Source organism: Corynebacterium sp. HMSC05D08 (genome assembly GCF_001807215.1).
GTDB lineage: Bacteria > Actinomycetota > Actinomycetes > Mycobacteriales > Mycobacteriaceae > Corynebacterium > Corynebacterium striatum.
The window spans coordinates 1-16,180 of the sequence record NZ_KV788306.1 but is presented as its reverse complement, the minus strand read 5'-3'; the positions used below and the strand labels follow the sequence as shown (position 1 = coordinate 16,180).

Below are 16,180 nucleotides of genomic sequence, written 5' to 3'. Positions count from 1 at the left end.
TCTTCTTCTGCCTGGCTGCGGCCCTGCGCTTCCGCCTGGCGGAGCCAGACCAGGATGTGCCCACCTATGGCTCCATCATCTTGGATGAGGCCTTTGACCGCGCCGATCCCACCTTTACCCGCACTGCCATGTCCGTCTTTGCGTCCTTTGGTTTCCACATGATTCTGGCCACGCCTTTCAAGCTCATCCAGACGCTCTCGCCCTACGTGGATGGCACCATCGTGGTCAATTACGACGAGCCGATCATCAACGGCCGCCCGCAGGCGCGCACGGGCTATTCGCTTATCGATGCCTCCACGCTCGCCACCCCCGCGCCCGAACAGCCCCGCCCCGAGGAGCCCGCCGATGCGGATGCCTAAAGACCTGCAGGTGCATGCGGCGAAGTACCTGCGCAATCACTTTGCCGAAGCACTGTCCGAACCGGATGCGCTGCACCTGGCGTGGCCCCTGCACCCGCCGACAGCCACGGCCGCCGCCCGCGATATTGGTACCACCCAAGACTTCATCCGCGCCTGGCAGCGCTGGCCGCACCAGGAGGAAATCATCTACGCCTCCCGCAATTGGTCGCGCGCGGGTCTGGGCACCAATAACGTCCCGACCCGCATCACAATCAACGGCGCTGAACGCATTGCCACAGCTGCGGGCTTGGAACGCGAGTATTCCACCGCCCGGCAGCGCGCGGCGAACATTGCCGCCATCTTCCCGGACTCACCCGACTTCACCCACACCGTCCACCGCTCCTACAACCAGTGGAAAGGCTTAAGCCCGTACGACCTGCGTTGCCTGGGGCCGTGCCTGACCTGGCTGCGCGCCAACCCCCAGTCCGGCGAGTGGGAGCGCGCCGTGCCAGTCGAAGGTGTGGACGGCAAATGGATAGGCACCCACCGTCGCCTGCTCCTGACACTCCTCTCGCCCTTCGGCATCACGGACTTGGGTCTGCGCCGCAACGACACCCGCGTGCGCCTGCGCTATCTCAACCACACCCCAGCATTTTCCGATATCGAAATCCCCCTCGCCGACGCCGCCACACTCTTCCCGGGTACCCCGCCCCGCGTCCTCATCGTCGAAAACAAACAAACCTTCCTGGCCTTGCCCACGCTTTCCGACGCCTCCCCTCCCACCATCGCCCTCCTCGGCTCCGGCACCACCGCCCGCCAACTCCACGCATTGTGCTGGCTGCACCAAGCCGACATCACCTACTGGGGCGACCTCGATGCCGCCGGCTTTGCCATCCTCAACGCCGTGCGAGCCCACTTTCCCCAGACGACGTCACTACTCATGGACACCACCACCGTCACCGAATTCCAGCACCTAGCCGTCCCCGACCCCGGCGACGGCTCCGCCACGCTTACCCACCTCACCACCGAAGAGCAGCGCGCCTACCGCCTGCTCTTCACCCAGGGCCGTCTGCGCATTGAGCAGGAGCGGATTCCCTTCGCGGACGCGAGTACAGCAATTCACGGAATACTCGGGCCACCGTAGCAGCACCGGCTCCCCAACCGCGCTAGAAAAATGCCCCTCACCTGCCAGTAGCCCCGGTGAGGGGCGAGCAGCTGTACGTGATGTAGGGCTGCTCCTGCTAAGAATTATGCCCAGAGAGCGCAGAGATAGTCAACGCCTGTGTCACAGTAATGAGCCGGCAATCATCTCGATGAAGCGAACATCAATCTACGAAGCCACCATCACCAAGCCGATCAAGGTACGCAGTCCAACTTTTAAAAACGTCAGCAGGCAGATGTAACGGTGCTTCATCAAAGTCGTCGCAGTTGTCAGATGCGGGAACTCCTTTAGGCTGAATGCTGCCGCGCCGACCGCGACAGCGGTTCGGATGCCCACTTCGTAGGTTTCAATTGCATTGCCACGACTTCCAATATCAGCTGACACCGCTATCTCAATTTGGCGGGCTACATTGTGGTGTACTGATCGATTGAACTGGCTGTACATCTCACGGCCTTTAAACTGAAGTGCCCCGAGTTTTGTCCCTCGGCGTCTGCCTTGATTTCTATTATTTCCTGTGGCGGGGTCTGCTTCCAAAATTCGGGGCACTTCATACCAGCGCGATCCGGAGATCAACCGACGCCATGGACGTCAGTGGCGCAAGATACGTGCCCGCTACGTAGCACTCCATCCAGTATGCGAGCAGTGTCAGAAAGAAGGACGGCTCACCCCAACCCAGGAAGTCCACCGCGTGCTCCCACTCTCACTCGGAGGAAGCCACGATTTCACCAATCTCGTGGCCTTGTTCAAGCCCTGCCACTCACGAATCTCTGCTCTCGACGGAGATCGGTAGCGGGATCGGGGAACATATTGTTATAGGTAGCCCTTAAGCCACTCGGGCATGCTCGGATCGTCAACGTTCCATGACTCGACAAGTTTTTCGTCGCGTTCCCAGTTGTTCTCATGACCGTCGAAGAACTTGAATCGGTTGCACTTGTACTTGTAGACAGTGCCGCCCTCGAGCCGATACTCGTTCCAGTAGTAGTTCTGCTTGCCGTAGCCCTTCCACTCATTGGTGGTGTAGATCGTTGACATAGATACTCTTTCTTCTCCCGCAGCGGCGACAATGTAACACGACTCCTATTACTTATTCAATGCTAGACCAAAGCATGCTCAAACTGTCCAGAGGGGCAACCTGTACCTACTTCGCTCCAAAACGGCATCGATTGGAAGTGCTCAGACACGCCAATCATTTCACATGAAGAGTCCGGCTACCCCAACCTCTACAAGTCCGCCCTCGTCCCGCACGGCAGCGGCGATGACCTCACCTTCGAGTTTTACTTCTCCGGCTTCAGTGAAGGCCACGCTGACTGGCGCATTAACCGCACCGTAGCGAAAAGCGTCCAACCGGACTCCTAATCAAGAAACGCATCCACCCACTGCGCAAAGGTGGGGCATGCTTTCTTCACGACAGGCCACGGGACCTCATTGAGTATTCGTGGTCCATCAATATGTTTTTCATAACGCTTGCCTAGGCTGTCTTCCCACCACTTAGCAACACGATGAGATGGTGACGTTGATACCGACCCATTAATAGCTTCGACATCACCGTGCGCCTTCTTTAAAGCTGCTCGCGCTTCTCGGACGACAGTGGGCTTTTCCCTAGTGTTTCCAGAGGCCAGTGCCGCAATCACGAGTGTCTCAAACTCATAGAGGACGGGGCCAACCACTAATCTGCTCTCGTCAACGTCAAGATCTTTGAGGATCGATTCCGTTGCGTCACTTTTCACCGCATTCCGAAGTTCGGGGCCAGCAAGCTCAGAGTGCTTCTTCTGGAATTCTGACCCATAGACATCGAAGAGAACACCTACTTTGTCTATCCCTGGGTTCTTTAAGAAATTTCGCGCAGGATCCACCATGTGCTTCCACGCGCCTCCACCACGAGCGCTGATGCCACGTTTGTTTGTGCCTGTCTTTGGAGGATTCGTGACTACATAGATGCCTTTAGAGTCCGCAAGCGGAACCAAAATACGCTGGGCAAACTGCTGTTCAGTCTGTCCCTCTACAATCAAGTGACGCACAGACATCATTACAGAGCTTCCTCGTATCGTAGATTTCCGCCCAATAAGTTCATCCGCCACATCTCCCCTAGGGTGTAATCACTCAAGAACGCTTCCAGCTGATCTTCAGATGGAGAAACCACTTGGGTTTCTCCGTTGTTCCTAGTGAGCACCGCCACGTTGTGCACGGAGAATTCATCGAGAAGGAGGGCCGACTGCGTAGCGACCACGCATTGACGGCCAGCATGGGCAGCCTTGCGTAACAGTGCCGCCAACTGCACAATTGCGTGTGGATGCAAACCCAACTCAGGCTCATCGAGAACAATGCATTGTGGTCTACCTGGCGAAAGCAACAGCGTTGCCAGGCAGATAAATCTCAGTGTGCCATCGCTAAGCTGTGCAGCATTAAAAACCGTATCAAGGTTTTTCTGTGCCCACCTCAAACGCACGTTGTCTTGAGAGGCTCCTTCCGGGACCAAGACGAAGTCATCAAAAAAAGGAGCCACGTTGCGTATTGCCGAGACAATCTCAAAGTAGTCATCAGGAAGCTCGTCCTTTAGCCGCAGAAGGTACGCAGCTATATTGCCAGCATCGGGATGAAGACTTAAGTTGTCGGCCACCGAAGAAAAGGTTTTCGGTGGGGCCTGGGACCCGACATCGTCGAAGTGAAATACCCGAATACCGGCAAGAAGTGGGCGAACATATTCAGCAAAGCGCTTCTCCTTACCGCTGAGTTTCTCTAAAGCAGTCTCAGTTCCAGCCGGCAGCGGGCTATCGTACGGCGCCGTATACTTCTTGCGGTCGTGGAAGGTCAACCACTCCTCGAGAAAAGCGCTATCCTCATCTGTGCTCCTGAGACGCGCAATATATCCATTTGATGTGTCGGCATCGTTGGGGCTGAACTGCACATTCAAGGAAAGAGCTGAATCACGCCCTTGTGGTCCAACGTGGAGGAGATTATTTATCCCGCCACGTGCGAGCACATAATTTTGAAGTCGACTCTTCATGATGTGGGCCATCAGTTCAAAACTTCGGATGATGTTGGATTTGCCTGCACCGTTTGCACCGATAAGAACTGTCACGTCCGGTGCCAAGGTGAGCTTTACGTCCTTGATGGACGCAAAGCCTTTAACGGCGACGTACTCAATTGGCTGAATGGTGCTCATACAGGAAACAATACAATCTTGTTCCCCGCCGGGCGCGTCACCGTGGGCTAAACACCACTCAAAAGGACTTGACCCCCTCCGCGCCCACCAGGTACTTCGCCCTAATGACCGTGGTCTCGCCGGTGCGCTCCTCGCCGTCCTCGCCGGTCACGTGCGCCACCGTCGCCGTAATACCCTTACCCGCGCCGTGGTCGACGAGCTCCACCAACTCCCGCCCAAACGTCGCATTCACGCACTCGTACCGCGCCACCCCCTCGTACATCGCGTTATCCACCAGCGGCTGGATGAACCCGAACTTCCGCGCGTGTCCAAAGGGCCGGCCCTGCGGGCCATTCTTCATGATGAGCTCGCCGTGTCCATTGACGATGCGCATCACATGATGCGGAATGGTAAAAGTCTCAAACTCGTCGAGCAGCCCCATCGCCTGCACCGTCCGGTACGACTCATCGTCCATGCCCACCCCGCGCGGGTAATCAATGAGCCGGTCCCGCTTGTCGATGACCTCCACCCGAATCCCCTGCTTGCCCAGCAGGTTCGCCATCACCAGGACCGTGGGCCCCATGCCGGCAATCACCATGTCCGTCTCCACCACGCGTGCAGTAGTCATCAACGCTCCTCCGTGAATCACCGCGGCGCCCCTCGCCGCGCATGACACCACTACAGCACACAATCGTGACGCGGGTCACAGGGTGTGTTGGGGTACTGAACGTTACAAAGAGACCGCCATATCAAGAGTAAAATGAATACGACCCCTATTCCGTCAATGAAAGAGCCCTATGTCGCCGACCAATAACGATCAATCGATCAGCGTCCATATTCAAGCGACCGGATACGACGGCCACGAACCCCTACGCGAATGCCCCAACTGTCACAGCACTAAGCCACTGTCAGAGTTCGGCTATAGAAATATGGGAGACGGCATCATCCGGAATCAGTCTTGGTGCAAGGAGTGCCGCTAGGCCCAACCCAGCATATGGAAGCCAGTATCAACGCCCGTTGCAATTCCTTGCTGATTCTGCGGTTTTCAGTGCCGATAACTAAGCACCTCGTGAATTAATCGAAGACGAGTTATTTGTAAGGATGATGTCGGCATGCGAAGCAACAGCGGCCGCATGAACGTGGTAGTCGTCGCGGTCCATACCATCGAAAGGCAGCTCGCCAGGAAAGTCCTGAATGATCTCTTCCACCACAGCACTAATTTTCGTGATGCGGTGATCAATTATTCTTCCGGGAGCAAATGGATATTTCCGCCGCAAGGCCCGCGTAGTCTCCGCGAGCACGTCCTGCGACGCTCATGCTTCTCGGTTAAAGAACCCGCTCCATCACTGCGCGCTCCGGAAGGCCGTCCAAAAATCTCTGGAGCCATCGCGGCTCCAGGCGACAACGTTCCGGTAACCGGCTCGTCGTGCGCTTATTCTAAGCAATACAACACCAAGCCGACAAGGCTCTTAGCCGCACACCATCCGATAAACTAGTTCCAACGCACAAGGAACACACACCATGACTGAACAGGAACGCCTCCGAGCGCTTGAGACTCGCGTTAGCGAATTGGAGTCCCAGGTAGTCCAACTACTGCAGACCCTCGGTCATACCCCTTCGCGCCCTAGTACCGCAGATACACCGCCGCCGGCAACCGTTCATACTGAAAGGCGCTCACCGGAGGAGAAAATCGCACTCTTCATGGATTACTTCACAGGGCGGACAGACGTCTACGCAGTGGCTAAAAGTACTGCGGGAAAGAAGGCCTGGTACCCGGCCAGCAATGGCTACTATGACCGAAGAAATCCCGACCTAAAGCCCCTAACACCGAAGGTGATCGAAGGACACCTTCGCCGAGACAACCGCTTCCACGTCGGTCTTTATCCACTGTGCATAGATGATAGTTGCCGGCTGTTGGTCTGCGATTTTGACGAGGACGACTTCAAGCAAGCCGCCCGCGCCTACGCGGAAGAATGCAAGAACCACGGCCTCGATCCACTCATTGAAGTATCGCGCTCTGGGAACGGAGCCCACGTCTGGGTATTCTTCGGCGAACCTATTCCTGCCGGCCTCGCTCGTTCTGTAGGCATCGGGCTTCTTGCCAAGGCTAGCCCGGATTCCTACTTCTCCAGTTTCGATCGGTTCTTTCCATCTCAAGACACACTGCCGGCGAAAGGCCGTGGTTTCGGCAATCTGATTGCCCTCCCATTAGCAGGCCACCATCGATCCGAAGGCACAACCATCTTTGTCGACAGTGATTTTCATCCTTTGCCAGACCAATTCGAGGCTTTGGCAAGAACGAAGAAGGCGACGCTTTCCGAGCTCAAGAGAATCTACGCTGCGCTTCAGCCTGATCCCGAGACGTCCCTTCCTCAGGCACCCACCCGCGCAGAACTAAAGAAGCTCAAGGCCTCCGGAAAAGTCCACGTCACGCACGATTCACACGTCCACGTCGATTTATCAGGCATCGACGCCACCACTCGTACAGCCCTGCGGCACCTAGGCGCTATTGCCAACCCGCAGTTTTATATAAAGCAGGCCCAGCGTTTCTCCACTTTCGGTACTCCACGGATCATCGTACGTTTTGATGAAAAGGACCAAGTCCTCACGCTCGACCGCGGCACGCTCGATGACGTCGTCGACATCTTGAAGACTGCCGGATATACCGTCACACGTCGCGGACGTACGCCGAAACCTCAGCGCATCGATGCGTCATTCGCCGGCGAACTACGCCCCTACCAGCATTCCGCCGTCAAACAGATGCTCAAGCACAAGTCTGGAATGCTCATTGCTCCTCCCGGTACCGGAAAGACCGTCATGGCGTGCGCGATCATCGCCCAGCGCCAAGTTCCCACTGCGGTGATTGTTCCATCCAGGGAGCTTGCTACCCAGTGGCGCCAAGCCCTCAAGCAGTTCCTCCCGGAAGTTCAGGTTGGGCAATACTCGGGCGCCAAGAAGAAGCTCAGTGGAAAGATAGACATTGTCACGGCTCAGTCCATCAGCCGCAATGATTCCAAGACAGATTTTCTTTCCGGCTATGGCCACATCATCGTTGACGAATGCCACCGAGTCGGCGCTGCGGGTTTAACCAACGTCCTCGCACACCTCAACGTTCGCTTTATGCTCGGAATGACCGCCACACCGTACCGCTCCGACGGTCTTGATAAGCTGCTTCCCCTCGTTTGCGGCCCTATCCGCCATATCGTCGAGCTCAAACGCCCCGGACGCCGCGACTACATAGTCCACAACACCGAGTTCACGTACGACTCCCCTTACCTGTTCTGGCCCGACCTCGACACCGCCCTGGCGGCGGATGAGCACCGTAACCGCGTCATCGCCGACACGATCCAAAAGGCTGCCCAGAACGAGCAGAATGTCCTCGTCCTAGTGAAACGTCGCGAACACCTCGCAACCCTCAACGCCCTGCTTACCGACGCCCCCTTCCCCGTCCTTCAGCTACACGGCGGACAAAAGGCAAGCGAGAGGCAAGCCGTCCGTGAACAGCTTGCCGCAACACCGCATTTCGTCCTTTTAGCCATGTCCCAGGTGGCCGGCGAAGGCATTGATCTTCCTGCGTTGGATACTCTTGTGCTGGCCGCCCCAGTAAGCTTTCGAGGCGTTGTCATCCAACAGGTTGGCCGAGTCACTCGCGATGCCGATGACAAAGAGAACATCTCTGCCACCGTGCATGACTTTCTCGATGCAAAGGTCCCTGCTCTTGCCGCAGCCTTCAGAAAGAGAAGCTCCACCATTGCCAAGCAGGGATTCACTCGCAATGATATTTAGGGCTTCCCCGTGCATGGCCGATTCCTACTAGATTAGGGGCCGTGCACAACTGAAATCCTTGTTGAACATATAGATGAATCGGAGCAGCACAGTGGCTGAATTTGTAATAACCTACAAACGTCGCTCAGGCGAGTCTTTCATCAAACAATTTTCGGATTCAGCTGAAGCACTTAAGGAACGGACCTGACCCCCGGATAGTAGACACGTCGGGGGTTAGCTATGCTGCTTGGGTCAGTGCAGCTGATGTGAGTGCTTCGAAGGTATCGGGGGCTAGAAGGTTGCACCAGGAGTGCCGTCTGCGGGTGTTGTAGCGCATGCACCATCGGAAGATTTCGCGGTAAGACCGGAAAAGTGTAAAGCAGACTGACATGACACCTCGACAAATAGCAACTAAAGACTCGAAAGGTTTTTACAACGCATCAACGGACTTGACCCGCAATAGCCACTATGAGGCGCAAAATTTCACGCGCTCAATGTATTTGTTAACGATGTTATAATCACAGGAATGTAACCCGGCTTTCGCAGTCGAATATGAATGCGGGGAGAAAGATGATCGGCAAAATCGCGTGTCCAAGACCAACCAGCCATTAGACCTCGACTTGACAATCGTCAACCGTGACGAATTTCTTGGCTTGTTTTACGAACCAGTCGATTTCTGTGTTAATAGACGTACTAAATGCAAGCTCTCCGTCATGAAAATCGAAAACGGGAACTTCATTCTCGACCAACTCTACGACGCGGTGGCAGATGCCAGCTTATCCTACGTTTTGTCACGTAAGGAGTTGAATAAATTTCTACGCGACCCAAAGTTTGCTATGAGTGTCACAAACAAAGTTAGGGCGAAGTTTCAGAGCCCCAATGACACCAATGGTGAAGGCGGGGAAGTGCTCCTTTACGCACTTTTGGAGGCAGTAACTGGCGCTCCAAAACTGTTGTCCAAAATGGGGTTGAAGACAAGCAATGAAATGCCGGTTTTCGGATCAGATGGGCTACACATCCTAAAAACTGACGAAAAGAACTACCAGTTGATTTTCGGCGAATCAAAAATGTACGGAGACCTAGGCCGAGCAATCTCGAATGCATTCGAGTCAATGCATGAGGCTTCGATGAATAATTTTATAAACGACATGACTCTAGTCGCGCCGCAGCTGATGAGAGAGAGCGTTTCGGAACAGCAACTAGATTATCTTGAGAAGTTACTGATCCCGCCGCTAGGAGCGGGGATGTCTCCGCCCAAACAAGCATTTGGTGTCTTTGTTGCTTTTGATATTGATGTCGATGATTACGAGCTTGAAGAGCACTCCGATGACGAGATTGAAACTGAGTTTTTAGCTCGAGCAAAAGCAGCGATGGAATCCAAAATTCCTCTGATCACGAATAAAATCAGACAGTTTGGATTTGGGGCAGTCCCGTTTCATATCTTCGCCATTCCGTTCTTGAAACGAACTGTGAATGGGCAGCAGACGGGAGCAGCGGTTTCTCGCAAGGCAATGCAGCGTCGTTTGCGGTTTGGCTATATCTCGGAGAATGAAGATGTCGCCTAAGAACGAATCAAACGTTGCAACTCTTCTGGGAGACCGTATCATTGCTCGATCAGATTTCAAAGAACTTGTAGCGACCCTTGAGCATGCGGTAGCAAAGTCAATTCTGTCTCATGATCAGAATGTAGAATCCCACGGTGATCTGCTCTTTCCGGCAATGAGGTTCGCAGATATCTTGTCATATTCCTCCAAGGAATCTCATCGAACCCAGGCATACTACCTCGTCGCGCTGTTTCAAGAATTAAAGGAGCTAAGCCAGCTCGATCCCAAATCAATCGCTCTGCTCGACTCTATGTCGGCTGCGATTCTTGCAGCACTAGGAAACTTTCCGGGATTGCAGAGACTTGAGGGATCAGTTGAGGAGCTTCAGTATACAATCCCAGCGGATCGCGTAATCGGGCGAGAGATAAAGGAGTTAGTACAGCGCACCTCGGATGACAGCCACGTACTTACCGACGCTCAATTTGAAATCGCTCAAAATCTGAAACATATCAACTTCTATAGTTTTTCAGGTCCTACTTCACTAGGTAAATCATTCGTAATCAAGGACTACATTCGGTCAGAGGTTTCGAACAAATCTTTTAAAAATAAGTGCGCGGTATTCGTTGTTCCGACCAACGCATTGGTTTCCCAGACCGCGCGAGATCTTCGACGAGGGTTGAAGGACGTAAAAGGCGTTAATGTGGCAATTCACCCTGTACAGCCTCAGTTGATGCTCCGAAAATTTCAGACGTCGATTTATGTCTTCACCCCAGAACGACTGATCCGGTACTTGAGCACGCAGGGGAGAGAAGTGGAATTGCTTGTGGTTGACGAGGCACACCGGATTGTTTCGCCGAAGGATTCTCGCAGTCCACTCTTCTATTACGCAATTGACCAGACGCTTCGAAAATATGCTTCTAAATTGGTTTTCTCTTCCCCGAGTATTAGCAACCCAGGGATGTTTCTTGATCTGTTTGGAAAATCCTCAGAGGGTAGCCTCTTGGTTCACGAACGAACGGTGACTCAACAGCGATTTTTCATAGACCAGCTTGAAGAAAAGACGTTCTACTTTCCGTCGTCATCAGAAGCACCGCCTGTAGAGGTTCCCCTGACGCATGGGTTTGGACTTAACGATTGGGACGCGATTAAATACTGGGCTAACGGCAATAAAAGTCTGGTGTATGTAAACACTCCCAACAAGGTAGTCAAGTTTGCGCTGGAATATCAGCCGCCGAAAGGGCTCAAGTTGAGCCAAAGAACCCAAGCGCTTATCGACAAGATTAAAGAGGAAGTACACCCCGAGTACTTCCTCGTAGATGCCCTCGAGCGCGGGGTTGCATTCCACCATGGACGACTTCCTGTGGCTATTCGCGAGGAGATTGAAGCAGTCTTTAAGGACCCAAAGTCGGGCATAGACTATCTCGTCTGTACTTCCACTTTGCTTGAAGGGGTGAATCTACCCGCCAAGAATATTTTCGTTCTCACAGATAAGCACGGTAGTGGTCAGGTGATCTCAAAAATTGACTTCGAGAATCTAGCTGGCAGAGCAGGAAGATTAACGGAGGATTTCAAAGGTAATGTCTTTTGCCTGAGGATCAAGCCTGAGGAGTGGAACGAGCCGGAGGAGAAGATTCGTCCTAGTGCACCTCAAAAGGTATCAAGCTTCTTACTGGATACGAACAAGCGGAAAACTAAGTGGTACCGTGATTTGGAAAAGGTGCTGCTCGGTAAGTCACTGCCAAAGAGCAGGTCCGTTCCAGAAATCGAGATCGCCGAGCGCTACGCTGCCATCCTGATGATCCAGAATCTAAGTAACCATCCCTCGCTTTTGACACAAAAATTTAATGATCGAGCAGTCGACGCCAACGAAACTCTCAAGAAGGTTAGTGATGAGTTACATGTCAACCTGGATATTTTGAAGCGATCTCCTGAGTTCGATCCTGGGCTCCAAGAGATTGTCCGGCGTGAGCTCAGCCGACTTGAGAATCCGGTCGTGATCAGCTCTCTGCAAGAGATATCTTTCGATTCTATTCTTGCAGTGTTGGTTGAGCTTTCCCGCCTCTACAACTGGAAACAGCGTGAAGGGCGAGGGTTTAGGGCGATGTTCAGCAGGAGTGCCAGCAAAGAGTCACACAATCGACGTCTTCGTTACTGGGCACAATTGGTTTTTCAATGGATGACCGGACGCCCAATCAAATTAGTGATTCAATCAGCGCTCTATCACCATAAGAATGTCGGAAAAATCCGAGTTCCTGCCTTCCCCGCGCCGAAACATCAGTCCCCTTACCGATATGAGGAATTTGATTTGGAGTCGAAAGAGCACGTAAACCATGTGATTGAAGAGACCATGACCGATATTGAGTATGGAGTCGGGTTTAGGATTCTTTCTTACCTAAAGAATTATCACGACCTGTGTGTCCAAGTCTTTGGAGAGGAGAAAGCTGGCCTCGACCTATCAGTACTCATCGAATTTGGCACGACTAGTCAAACCGCCATTGAGCTCCAGCAATCAGGCTTCTCCAGGGATATATCTAGCGAATTGCTGGAAAAAGGGAGTGGTTACCTCGAAATTGGTGAAACCGGTACGATATTGGACATCAACGTGCAAGGGATCATTTCTGATGAACACCTCAGCGCCCCTGTGAAGCAAGAAACCAAAGATCTTTTTGCAGCGTAAGCCGACCGCTCCCACTAGAGGTGTAATAAACTTTTGGCGGTTTAGGAATGATCTGTCAGAAAAGCCTCGATGCGGCTCAGCTCATCAACCGCGTGGAGAGCAAGCTGTACACTCACCACACACGTATGTTTGCGGAGGGCACCCATCTGGAAACTCAACTCTGACACAGCCCAATGTCTAATACTCAGGACCGCGACCCCGACCTAAAGGTCTCACTTGGCCGCCACAATGAATTCGTTATCCGCAACCGCTTTGAGACGGCCTCCATCGCCGTCGATATCGCCATCTCCGTGGTCTTTATTGCAGGTTCCTTCCTCTTCTTGTTCAGCCTCACCAACGTAGGAACCGTCTTCTTCCTCCTGGACAGCCTCGCCATGGCCGCCCGCGCCGCCATCCGCTTACGCCGCCGCATGTACCTGCAAAAGATCGGCGCCGACCGCGATGACACGGACGAGGAAGGCTCCTACTTCTAAGCCTTACTTACCCGCGGGCGCAGTAATGACCTGCGCCCCAAGGTCGCGAATCTGCGCGAGGAGCTCCGCTGGCGCGTCCGTGGTCGTGACCAGCTGATGCAGATCCTCGATATCGCCAAATCGAAACGTCGAGACGTGATTGAGCTTGCGCGGCGCCACGGCCAAGATGCGTCGCGTGGCCGCGCGCATCGCTGTGCGTTTATTCTCCGCATCGTCATACGTCGTCGTCGCCAGCCCGTGTTCCAGCGACGTCGAACACGCCCCAGCACCACCACGTCTGCGCGAAATTCCCGCAAGGCGCTCGCCACCGCGACGCTGGGCAACGCCAGCGTGTCCGGTTCGACCTCCCCACCCGGCACAAAGATATTCGCTCCCGGCTTCGTACCGAGTGCCGCCGCGGAATGCAGGCTCAGACACATCGCCGTAATGGGCCGGCCAGCCAGCCGCTGTGCAATGGCTTGCGCCGTCGTGCCGTTGTCAAAAATGACCGCGTCGTCATCGCCAATTAACTCCGATGCCGTCCGCGCAATCGCCGCCTTCGCCTCCGGGTCTTCTGCCTGCCGCACTCTGAAAGGCTTAGGCGTCCCGCGCCGCTCGACCCGGCGCGCCCCACCATGTGTGCTCACGAGCAACCCAAGCTATTCCAACTCAGCAAGGTCCCTGCGGATCGTTACCGCCGCCACTCCAGTGAGCTCCGCCAGGTTCCGGATGCGCGTTTCCCCCGGCCGATCGATCGCACGCATGATCACTTTATGTCGACTTTCGCGTTCCATGCGCCCATTCTTGAGCGTTTCATTGGACTTGGAGTCCATCGCCAGGGATATGTCTAGCGAATTGCTGGAAAAGGGAGTGGGCGGGTTGAACCAATCGTTGCCTAGGGCTCTTGCCAAAGACCCGCTACCACGAAACTGTGGTCACCCTATGGTTTTCTATCGTCGTTGGTATCGGGTGAGCCATGGCGGATTTGTTCCAGCTTGGCTTTGAGCTCGTCAGAGCCAGCGTCGATAAGCCGTTGAAACATCTGGGAGTTCTTTTCCTTTTTTCTGGCGTCTCGGGCTTCTTTGCGCTGCTCCTTTTCCCAAAAGCGTTGTGCCACGACGAGCCCATTGGGAAAACAACGAGAATGCATCGATGTGGCGTTTGACCAGATGATTGAGTTTTCCGTTGGCTTAGCACGATTGAAAATGTCGCGGCCGACATCGACGGCCCACGAAAAGTCCGAATACTCAGCGAAATGATAATCCGTCAATCGTCCGAGTAGAGCACACGTCCAATCCGCGAGCTGCACGGTGTTGTAGAGATGGCTCTCAGTTTGGAGGGGTACTTCGATAATGCTTTTGTTTGTCGAATTGTTACGCGTGTAAATCGTGGCGCCCAAAGTCGCAACGGCGCGTTCGCGGTTATCCGTATCTTTCGCGTCCATGATGACAAGCATCTTCTCGTTACGATCGTGAGCAATCGTTCCTAGTCGGTTGATTGCTTGGATCAAGCAGTGGCTTTCCCGGTCCTGCGACGTCTCGTGGGTTTCGCTTACGGGACCGACCGGCTTCTGCTGTCCGTAAAAGAAGAGTTGTCCCTCGAGCTGCCCGAGTTTGCCATAGATGCGGCGCAGAGCCGGCACTATCTCGTCCTCATAGTTTCGAAAATTATTGGACGTGAGAAGCGCGGAACCCTTCTTTTCCCACCGATCTGCAGGAACTTCTGATTGTGACAGCTCCCAGGCGAGGAGATTTTCCTTAATATATTTGAAATAGCCGCCCATCTTGCGGACGTTCTCAGCAGGCAAAATGTATCCTGCGTAGCCAAAACAAGGATGAGTGTTGAACTTCGGATGATCGTGGCGGATGTAGGGGCCTTGGTGCCCAAATTCGTCGAGATAAGCAATAAGCATGAGCGTCCTCGTGATATGCTCAGTGGCCAAATCGCTTAAAGCGATTTGGCCACCGGAATTAGCGCGAAACGTGTGTTGCAACGCCGCCACTCGTCTGTAAGCTTACTGGGGTTTGGTCCCGGAAGCAAGTTGACCGTTCAGTATAACCTGAACAGGACGCTTGGGTTTTGGTGGTCTCGTTTCAAGAGGGTGGGGTGGCGCTACCGGCCGCTCCGGCTGTTGCATATCGCGGTAACTCATGTCCGGGGCAGGGCGCTAAATCGGACGGGGCCACGGCACTTAAGTCTTGAGGTTCTTACGTGCTGTCTGTGCTATTGCACTCTCTTTTCGGTCGGCGAGAGCGGAAGCGTCGTGTCTGGGGCGCCGCCGACGGGGATCAATGACCGTCGCTAGATACATCCAGCCCTGGCTGTGAAGTGCCCCGGGTTTTGTCCCTAGGCATGTGCCTTGATTTCCATCATTTCTTGACTTGGGTGGTGTTCCCAAAATTCGGCTTCGACTTCAGCCGGCGTGCGGTAGCCCAGGCTCTGGTGGAGCCTTGCCTCGTTCCACCAATTCACCCACTCGAACGTCGCGATTTCCACGTCGACCACGTCGGCCCACGAGCGCCTATGAATCAGCTCATTCTTGTAGGAACCGTTGACATTCTCCGCCAGAGCATTGTCGTAAGAATCACCAACAGTGCCGGTCGACGCCGTAATTCCGTGCTCAGCCCGGCGCTCGTTGTAGACGATGCTCACATAGTGTGAGCCGTGGTCTGAATGGTCAATCAAGCCCCACACACAAACAACTTGACGCTCCGAACAAGCAAGCATTGATAGATGCAGGTCTGCACTACATTTTGTCGGTGAAACCCCACCGTGCCTGAGGTGATTGAAACCTGGCGGCGGGAAATCCCTGGTGAAGCCTACGCCCACGGCCAGATCTGGACACAAGCCTCGGCAAGCGATGCGCGCAAACACACAACCCCGAATACGGTGACCCACTTCCAGTACTCCTATGATCGGGCCAGACGCGGCCTGCGCGGAATCAAAGAGCAAGTCGCAAAAGCCAAACGCGCTGTTGACGGCGAAATCGCCATTAAGCGCAACCGCTATTTCGATCTTTCCACCCCGAACAAGAAGGTCAACTACGCTCTCGCTGCCAAACACCGAGTGAGGTTACCCTCGTTTAGTGGACACCCTATTT

16 protein-coding genes and 3 pseudogenes are annotated in these 16,180 nt (G+C 54.2%); 8 read left to right on the top strand and 11 right to left on the bottom strand.

All coding sequences use genetic code 11. From position 1 onward, the window contains the following. Together HMPREF3148_RS13975 and HMPREF3148_RS02705 are read left to right on the top strand one after the other, a co-directional pair. Window positions 1–359: SbcC/MukB-like Walker B domain-containing protein (locus tag HMPREF3148_RS13975; protein ID WP_305764320.1), on the top strand; the 359-nt coding region annotated here is incomplete at its 5' end. Continuing rightward, on the top strand, window positions 352–1,482 hold the full coding sequence (locus tag HMPREF3148_RS02705) for a DUF3322 domain-containing protein (RefSeq protein ID WP_236081507.1): 1,131 nt from the start codon (window positions 352–354) through the stop codon (window positions 1,480–1,482). The genes HMPREF3148_RS13975 and HMPREF3148_RS02705, both read left to right, overlap by 8 nt. A gap of 186 nt (window positions 1,483–1,668) precedes the next feature. On the opposite strand, the gene HMPREF3148_RS02700 is transcribed toward HMPREF3148_RS02705, so the two are convergent. Further along, complete coding sequence (locus HMPREF3148_RS02700) at window positions 1,669–1,944, bottom strand: hypothetical protein (protein WP_049064466.1); 276 nt, start codon at window positions 1,942–1,944, stop codon at window positions 1,669–1,671. A 70-nt stretch (window positions 1,945–2,014) separates the two neighbouring features. Here HMPREF3148_RS02700 and HMPREF3148_RS14105 point away from each other — a divergent pair, with 70 nt between their 5' ends. Further along, window positions 2,015–2,290 (top strand): HNH endonuclease, encoded by a 276-nt coding sequence (locus tag HMPREF3148_RS14105; protein WP_080969970.1) that lies wholly within the window; start codon window positions 2,015–2,017, stop codon window positions 2,288–2,290. A gap of 20 nt (window positions 2,291–2,310) precedes the next feature. Here the strand turns inward: HMPREF3148_RS14105 and HMPREF3148_RS02695 are convergent, their stop codons facing one another. The 6 genes from HMPREF3148_RS02695 to HMPREF3148_RS14215 form a co-directional block, all read right to left on the bottom strand. After that, the gene (locus tag HMPREF3148_RS02695) at window positions 2,311–2,532 is read right to left on the bottom strand and encodes a hypothetical protein (protein ID WP_049064468.1); all 222 of its coding nucleotides are present in this window, start codon (window positions 2,530–2,532) and stop codon (window positions 2,311–2,313) included. A 159-nt stretch (window positions 2,533–2,691) separates the two neighbouring features. Further along, window positions 2,692–2,844 (bottom strand): hypothetical protein, encoded by a 153-nt coding sequence (locus HMPREF3148_RS13635; RefSeq protein WP_157801692.1) that lies wholly within the window; start codon window positions 2,842–2,844, stop codon window positions 2,692–2,694. 8 nt (window positions 2,845–2,852) lie between these two features. Further along, window positions 2,853–3,527: a DUF4276 family protein gene (locus HMPREF3148_RS02690; RefSeq protein WP_049064470.1), complete on the bottom strand. Its 675-nt coding sequence runs from the start codon at window positions 3,525–3,527 to the stop codon at window positions 2,853–2,855. Continuing rightward, complete coding sequence (locus tag HMPREF3148_RS02685) at window positions 3,527–4,663, bottom strand: AAA family ATPase (RefSeq protein ID WP_049064472.1); 1,137 nt, start codon at window positions 4,661–4,663, stop codon at window positions 3,527–3,529. Before HMPREF3148_RS02685 ends, HMPREF3148_RS02690 begins: the two co-directional genes overlap by 1 nt. Before the next feature lie 58 nt (window positions 4,664–4,721). Continuing rightward, window positions 4,722–5,291 carry an FAD-dependent monooxygenase gene (locus HMPREF3148_RS02680; protein ID WP_236081509.1) on the bottom strand — a complete coding sequence of 190 codons (570 nt, stop codon included), beginning with the start codon at window positions 5,289–5,291 and terminating at the stop codon, window positions 4,722–4,724. A 409-nt stretch (window positions 5,292–5,700) separates the two neighbouring features. Beyond that, on the bottom strand, window positions 5,701–5,943 hold the full coding sequence (locus HMPREF3148_RS14215; protein ID WP_338131738.1) for a PIN domain-containing protein: 243 nt from the start codon (window positions 5,941–5,943) through the stop codon (window positions 5,701–5,703). Between the two features lie 220 nt (window positions 5,944–6,163). Here HMPREF3148_RS14215 and HMPREF3148_RS02675 point away from each other — a divergent pair, with 220 nt between their 5' ends. The 4 genes from HMPREF3148_RS02675 to HMPREF3148_RS02660 all read left to right on the top strand — a co-directional run bounded on the left by HMPREF3148_RS02675 (window position 6,164) and on the right by HMPREF3148_RS02660 (window position 13,101). Further along, on the top strand, window positions 6,164–8,428 hold the full coding sequence (locus tag HMPREF3148_RS02675) for a DEAD/DEAH box helicase (RefSeq protein ID WP_065420419.1): 2,265 nt from the start codon (window positions 6,164–6,166) through the stop codon (window positions 8,426–8,428). Between the two features lie 566 nt (window positions 8,429–8,994). Continuing rightward, window positions 8,995–9,972: a HamA C-terminal domain-containing protein gene (locus HMPREF3148_RS02670; protein WP_049063634.1), complete on the top strand. Its 978-nt coding sequence runs from the start codon at window positions 8,995–8,997 to the stop codon at window positions 9,970–9,972. Beyond that, window positions 9,962–12,628: a DEAD/DEAH box helicase gene (locus HMPREF3148_RS02665; protein WP_049152370.1), complete on the top strand. Its 2,667-nt coding sequence runs from the start codon at window positions 9,962–9,964 to the stop codon at window positions 12,626–12,628. Before HMPREF3148_RS02670 ends, HMPREF3148_RS02665 begins: the two co-directional genes overlap by 11 nt. Before the next feature lie 173 nt (window positions 12,629–12,801). Beyond that, the gene (locus HMPREF3148_RS02660) at window positions 12,802–13,101 is read left to right on the top strand and encodes a YrhK family protein (protein WP_049063638.1); all 300 of its coding nucleotides are present in this window, start codon (window positions 12,802–12,804) and stop codon (window positions 13,099–13,101) included. Window positions 13,102–13,104: 3 nt separating this feature from the next. Here the strand turns inward: HMPREF3148_RS02660 and HMPREF3148_RS02655 are convergent. From HMPREF3148_RS02655 to HMPREF3148_RS02645, 4 genes and pseudogenes are all read right to left on the bottom strand, one after another. Next, window positions 13,105–13,667: pseudogene (locus tag HMPREF3148_RS02655) on the bottom strand (DeoR/GlpR family DNA-binding transcription regulator). A gap of 72 nt (window positions 13,668–13,739) precedes the next feature. Next, window positions 13,740–13,913, bottom strand: a complete 174-nt coding sequence (locus HMPREF3148_RS13965) for a DeoR family transcriptional regulator (protein WP_239658605.1) — start codon at window positions 13,911–13,913, stop codon at window positions 13,740–13,742. A 107-nt stretch (window positions 13,914–14,020) separates the two neighbouring features. Then, window positions 14,021–15,082, bottom strand: coding sequence for a DUF3800 domain-containing protein (locus HMPREF3148_RS02650; protein WP_049063188.1), 1,062 nt, complete (start codon window positions 15,080–15,082; stop codon window positions 14,021–14,023). Window positions 15,083–15,426: 344 nt separating this feature from the next. After that, window positions 15,427–15,765 (bottom strand): annotated as a pseudogene (locus HMPREF3148_RS02645) (integrase core domain-containing protein); the annotation flags it as partial. Between the two features lie 96 nt (window positions 15,766–15,861). On the opposite strand from HMPREF3148_RS02645, the pseudogene HMPREF3148_RS02640 reads away from it, so the two are divergent. Beyond that, a pseudogene (locus HMPREF3148_RS02640) lies at window positions 15,862–16,180 on the top strand (hypothetical protein); the annotation flags it as partial.